We start from the raw sequence: 1080 nt of genomic DNA on the forward strand, positions 1-1080 counted from the left end.
TGAACGAGCGTGCGAACCAATTGGCGCGGAGATTGCGGAACGAAGGCGTTGGACGCGAGTCGATGGTTGGCATCTTGAGTGAACGCTCGGTGGATATGTTGGTCGGCGTACTGGCGGTGTGGAAGGCCGGCGGTGCATATGTACCGTTAGATGCGGATTATCCGTCCGAACGTATTCGTTTCATGCTGGAGGACAGCGGTGCGACGGTACTGTTGACCCAGACAGGATTGCAGGACCGTGCGCAGGCATGGCTGGAGGAAAGCCGACAGGCCGAGTTAGAAACAGCGGCTGGAGCTGAAACGGTGGAATCAGGTACTCTCCATGGAACCCTGAATGGAACAGCAGATTCGCCACCTGACAGCGAAGCAGCATCCGAATCTGAAGCGAACTTGCGTCTGCATACCGTGCTGGCGTTGGACGATGAGTCGCTGTATACCGGGGACACCACGGATATCGAGCCGATCAATGAACCGCAGGATTTGGCGTATGTCATTTACACTTCCGGGACAACCGGACGTCCGAAGGGGGTCATGATTGAGCATCACAGTTTGGTGAATACGGCTGCGGCGTATCGTCGGGATTACCGTCTGAACGAGTTCCCAGTACGACTGCTGCAACTAGCAAGCTTCTCCTTCGACGTGTTCGTCGGGGATATTGCGCGGACGCTCTATAACGGCGGCACGATGGTCATTTGTCCGAAAGACGACCGACTTGATTTTAGCCGTCTGTACGGATGGATTCGCGATTATCAGATTACGGTGTTCGAATCGACCCCGGCCCTGATCGTACCGTTTATGCAGCATGTGCATGAACAGGGGCTGGACATGAGCAGTCTGGAACTGCTGATCACCAGCTCGGATAGCTGCAGTGTGACGGATTATCGGGTGCTGCAAGAACGATTTGGCGCAGATATCCGCATTATGAACAGCTACGGCGTCACAGAAGCAGCAATCGACTCCAGCTTCTACGATGAAGATCTATCGAAGCTGCCAAGCAGCGGCAATGTGCCGATTGGTCAGGCGTGGCTGAACGCCCGCTTCTACATCGTGGACAGCCAGCTGAATCCGGTGCCGATCGGCG

General features: G+C 55.6%; 1 protein-coding gene. It reads left to right on the forward strand.

Annotation, left to right across the window (positions count from 1 at the left end):
* Positions 1-1080 (forward strand): AMP-binding protein (locus WA407_RS26180; RefSeq protein WP_336078730.1); only part of this gene is annotated, 1080 nt, incomplete at both ends.

This window comes from Paenibacillus sp. 203 (assembly GCF_037027525.1).
In the GTDB taxonomy this organism is placed as follows: domain Bacteria; phylum Bacillota; class Bacilli; order Paenibacillales; family Paenibacillaceae; genus Paenibacillus; species Paenibacillus polymyxa_B.